Source organism: Microbacterium sp. (assembly GCF_039812165.1).
GTDB lineage: Bacteria > Actinomycetota > Actinomycetes > Actinomycetales > Microbacteriaceae > Microbacterium.
On sequence record NZ_JBDIAB010000209.1, the window covers coordinates 1 to 4809 of the forward strand.

Sequence of the window (4809 nt, forward strand, 5' to 3'; positions counted from 1 at the left end):
CGGGCGGCGGCGAGACCGTCAGACGCGCCCGAGCGCCAGCTCGAGCAGCGAGGCGGCCATGCGCTCCACCGAGTCGAGCCGCGAATCCCACCCGGTGGCGACGAGCTGCTGGTATCCCACGACCGATGCGGTCACGGTGATCGCGCGGCGCCGAGCCTCCTGCTCGTCGAGCCCGAGGGCCGTGAGGATGCCGGCGATGTACGAGACGCGGCGCTCCGTCACGCGCGCCACCCGATCCGCCACCCCGTTGCGCTCCGCCGCCGCGTAGAGCGTCACCTCGCCGCCGCGCTGCGGGATCCGCTCGGTGACGATCCGGACGAGGTGCTCGAGTCTCTCCCGCGGCACGGCGGTCCGCTCGACCTCGGCGATCAGCGCCTCGGTCTGCAGGGTCTCCCATCTGTCGAGCACCGCGTCCACGAGCGCCGCACGGTCAGCGAAGTGCCAGTAGAACGACCCTTTGGTGGCACCGATCGCGCGAGCGACGGGTTCGACGGCGATCGCGTCGACGCCCTGGTCGGTGAACCGCTCATATGCCGCAGCGATCCAGTCGTCCCGCGTCAGCCTCGCCATGCCCAAACCCTAACGTGCAGCCCGCGCGGAGCCTCCACGTGGACCGGTTGATCACAACCATACTGTGGCGTATAGTCACGTACTGTACGCAAGCGTATGGTTATGGAAGGGCAGCGATGAACCTCCTCTGGCGGATGATTCTGGTGCACCTGCGCGCGACGTGGCGATTGCGCCGTGATGGCAGCATGCCGCTCACCGGCGTCTCCGTGATCAGGCTGACGACGCTGCCGACAGACATCGACATCCTGCGGCACATGAACAACGGCAGGTACCTCTCGCTCGCCGACCTCGGCCGCTGGGATCTCGTCGTGCGCATCGGCGTGTTCGCGCACACGCAGCGCCTGGGCTGGATCCCCGTGCTGTCGCAGGCGAGCGCGACGTACCGCAGATCGTTCGTGCTCGGGCAGCGCTTCGAGCTGCAGACGCGCATGATCGGCACCGACGATCGCGCCGTCGTCATGGAGCAGCGGTTCGTCCGCGACGGAGACATCTACATGCGCCTGATCACGCGCACCCGGTTCGTCAAGCGCTCGGGCGGCGTCGTCACGATCGACGAGCTCCACAAGGAGCTCGGCACCCTGCCCGACCGTATTCCGGAGTGGGTGCACGACTGGGCGGAGACATCGCGGCTCGCGTCGACGAAGCAGCGGTTGGTCAGCGACTGGGCGTAGGGGTCGGGCGGCTCGCTCGATCTCGGCGCCCGGCCCAGCGCACGCCGAGCTCGAAGCGCGTCGTCGCTCCGAGCTCGTCCATCGCCTCGGCGATGCGGCGGCGCACGGTCCGAAGGCCGATGCCCACGGCATCCGCGATCTGCTGGTCGCTGCTGCCCGCTTCGAGCAGGCGCAGGACGGGCTCCCACGCCGGCGCGCTCCCGACGCGGATCGGTGCCGCCCGTTCCCACAGCGTCTCGAAGTACGCCGCAGCCAGCGTGAGCAGGGGCGACGGGTAGAGCATCACCATCCCGGCGGGGTTTCCCTGCCCCCAGGTGAGCGGCACGCCGCCGATCACTCCGTCGTCGACGTAGAACCAGCTGGGCGGATCGATCATCCCCCGCGCCTCCACGCCCGCGGCGGCGAGGGTCTGCAGCCACTCGGGCGCCCTGCCGGCATCGTCCACGCACTCGTCGAGATCGAGGATGACGCGCATGTGATAGTCGCCGGCGTCGAAGTCGGCAGCGACTCGGTCGATGTCGGCGAGCACCTGGTTCTTGAGCATCACGGCGTCGGGCATGACGACCCCGGGGTTCACGGGAGCGGTTCTCGAGTGGCTCTCCCACCACTCCTGCCAGACGTGATCGTGGTCTCGGATGACCGCACCGATCATGTCGGCCCCCGGCGCGCTCCCGGCGGCGGTCGACTTGACCTTCGAGAGCAGGCCGAGCGCCTGCTGCGCCTCCTCGAACGCCTCCCTCGCGTTGACCAGTGCTGCGGTCGCGTTCCGTGACAGCGCCTGCACCGGGTCGATGATGCGGATGGCGTCGCCCCCGAGCTCGACGACACCGAGCTCGTGCAGCACGCCGAAGGCATCATCGGCATCCCAGCCGATCGCCTCCGAGACGTCCTCGAACTCTTGCCGGCTCTCCGGCCGTGCCGCGAGCAGACGGTGCAGCAGGGGCTGGATCGTCGGATCTCCGCGCGAGGACATGCTCTATTCTCGATGGCATGAAGCTGCCGTGTCAACCATCTGATGGCCGTTAGCTGCCAGCAAGCCGGTTTGGCCGCTCATCCAGAGGGTGAGACGCGCCGCCCTCACCGGCGCGCGACCCGTGCGACACGTCGCGCGGGTCGCGTCCAGACGGATGCCGTTCACCCGCTGTTCGTCTCGGAACGGGCAAGCGGGCACACGCGCTCGCTACCGTCGCGCACGCACCCGCGACTCCCCCGCGGGCACCGGTTCGGACGCATCGCCCGCGTCACCACGAGCAGGTGCATGCCCGGTGGACCCGAAGCCCCTCCGCCGGACCGAACCAGAAGGAAGACACTCCATGTCGACAACGACACGCAGACCGGCGTCCCGGTCAGCCCGCGCGCTGGTCGCATCCGGCGTCGTCCTCGGGATCGCCGCCTTCGGACTCGGCGCCGCACCGGCGTACGCCGACGCCGCCAACCCCGACCACGTCGCGCTGTTCGGCGAGTTCGGCACGTACTGGCAGGCCGAGACCTACGACCCGACCGACCACGACACGATGGCGGCCACGGCCTTCCGGGGCCAGGTCCTCGATGCGGGCCGCGACGTCCTGCGCGAGAACGACGAGATCCTGCAGCGGATCAACGCCGCCGGCGCCACCGACCCCGTGCAGTCGAAGCGCGCACTGGTCGACGCCGACCTCGACTGGAAGCAGACCTTCGCCGACGCGTTCGGCCCGGTGCTCGGCGCGTACTTCGTCGAGGGACTCGCCGACGGGTCGCTCCCGCAGACCACGGCGATGTACGACGCCATCGGTGTGAGCCTGGCGAGCACCGGCAGCGCCAAGGGCTACTACAACTACCCGCGGCCGTTCCTCGACGACCGGAGCTTCGGGTTGCCCGAGAAGCTCGACGGGCTCGACACGAACCTCGGCATCGTCAAGGTCGATCCCTGGACCGACCCCGAGACCGGCCTCACCCACGACGGCACCTACGACCTGGTGCTCGAGCACTTCAGCCAGGCCTTCCCGTCGGGTCACACCGCCTACGCGTACGGCGAGGGCATCCTGCTGGCCACGGTGCTGCCCGAGCTCGGGCCGGAGATCCTCACCCGCGCCTCGGAGGCGGGCCTCGCGCGCAACGTGCTCGGCGTGCACTACCCGCTCGACGTCATCGGCGGCCGCGTCTCGGGGCACGTCAACGTCGTCGCCCTCTACTCCGATCCCGCCTATGTGACGGACACGATCCTGCCGGCGCGCGCGGAGCTGACCGCGTATCTCGCGAGCCGGTGCACCACCGACGGGCACGGGACGACGCTCGCGGACTGCATCGACACGGTCGGCGCGAACGCCGACGGCGGCTACCAGAACGTCTTCACCGATGTCGTGTCGACCGCGCCCGTCACCGACCGCGCCTCGGCGCTGACCGCCTACGAGTCCCGCATGACCTATGGCTTCGGCCAGGTGGGCGAGGCCGGGCAGGCGCCGGTGGTGCCCGAGGGCGCCGAGACGCTGCTGGCCACCGCGTTCCCCGACCTGAGCGCCGAGCAGCGCCGTGCGGTGCTGGCCGCGACCGAGATCGACTCGGGCTACCCGCTCGACTCGACCTCCGAGGGCTGGCAGCGCATCAACCTGCCCGCCGCCCTCAGCTCGAAGGTGACCGTCGACGCCGCGGGAGCGGTCGTCTCGGCCGAGCCCGGTCAGCCCGCCGCGTCGGTCGTCTTCCTCGAGCCGGTCGACCCGAACCCGCCCGTCGACCCGAACCCGCCGGTCGACCCCGCGCCGGTCGACCCGGCGCCGGTCGGGCAGCCGCAGGCCGTCGACGCGAAGGGCGGGACGACCGGTGCGTCGAAGAAGCTCGCCAACACCGGCGGCGAGTTCGACCTGCTCGCGCCCGCGGCCGCGCTGCTGCTGATCGCCGGCGGCCTCACCGCCGCGATCATCGCGCGGCGGAAGGCGACGGCGGAGTAGCCGTTCTCCCTCCGGAGCGACCGAGGGGCGCATCCGCCGTCGCGCGGGTGCGCCCCTCGGCATCCCCGACCTCGTGCCGGCCTCTCGCAGGGCGACGGATGCCGCGACCACCGGTGCGCATGTCGGGGGTGCGCGCGACAATGGGGACATGAGCGCTCCGAAGACCGTGCCGACCGATGCCGACGTGTCCGAGTTCCTGGATGCCGCGACGCCCGCCCGCCGGCGTGACGACGGCCTGCGGCTCGCCGAGGTCTTCCGCGAGGTGACCGGTGCCGATCCCGTCATGTGGGGGCCGACGATGGTCGGCTACGGCAGCTACCGGTACATCTCTCCCGCCAACCCGCGCACGCGCGGCGACTGGCCGAAGACGGGCTTCTCGCCCCGCAAGTCGGCCCTCTCGATCTACGGTCTGAAGGACCGGCCCGAGGGCGCCGCACTGCTGCCGAGCCTCGGCGCCTACACCGAGGGCGCCGGCTGCGTGTACGTCAAGAAGCTCGACGACATCGACCTCGACGTCCTCCGCCGCCTGATCGCGATCGCCTGGGCCCGCCCCGACGACCCCGAGCCGGGCTGACGCGGCGCGCAAACGAGAGAACCCCAGCTGAGCTGGGGTTCTCGTGGCGGTGACGGTGGGATTTGAACCC

5 protein-coding genes are annotated in these 4809 nt (G+C 70.8%); 3 read left to right on the forward strand and 2 right to left on the reverse strand.

All coding sequences use genetic code 11. The features are described 5' to 3' along the window. Window positions 1-18: 18 nt before the first annotated feature. Complete coding sequence (locus WML84_RS12925) at window positions 19-570, reverse strand: TetR/AcrR family transcriptional regulator (protein ID WP_347346550.1); 552 nt, start codon at window positions 568-570, stop codon at window positions 19-21. Window positions 571-704: 134 nt separating this feature from the next. Here WML84_RS12925 and WML84_RS12930 point away from each other — a divergent pair, with 134 nt between their 5' ends. Beyond that, on the forward strand, window positions 705-1241 hold the full coding sequence (locus tag WML84_RS12930) for a thioesterase family protein (protein WP_347346551.1): 537 nt from the start codon (window positions 705-707) through the stop codon (window positions 1239-1241). Here the strand turns inward: WML84_RS12930 and WML84_RS12935 are convergent. Beyond that, complete coding sequence (locus tag WML84_RS12935; protein ID WP_347346552.1) at window positions 1225-2214, reverse strand: helix-turn-helix transcriptional regulator; 990 nt, start codon at window positions 2212-2214, stop codon at window positions 1225-1227. The genes WML84_RS12930 and WML84_RS12935 overlap by 17 nt on opposite strands. A 340-nt stretch (window positions 2215-2554) precedes the next feature. Between WML84_RS12935 and WML84_RS12940 the strand changes: the two genes are divergently transcribed. Both WML84_RS12940 and WML84_RS12945 read left to right on the forward strand, forming a co-directional pair. Beyond that, window positions 2555-4165 (forward strand): phosphatase PAP2 family protein, encoded by a 1611-nt coding sequence (locus WML84_RS12940; protein WP_347346553.1) that lies wholly within the window; start codon window positions 2555-2557, stop codon window positions 4163-4165. A gap of 148 nt (window positions 4166-4313) precedes the next feature. After that, window positions 4314-4739 carry a DUF1801 domain-containing protein gene (locus WML84_RS12945; RefSeq protein WP_347346554.1) on the forward strand — a complete coding sequence of 142 codons (426 nt, stop codon included), beginning with the start codon at window positions 4314-4316 and terminating at the stop codon, window positions 4737-4739. The last annotated feature ends 70 nt before the right edge of the window (window positions 4740-4809 follow it).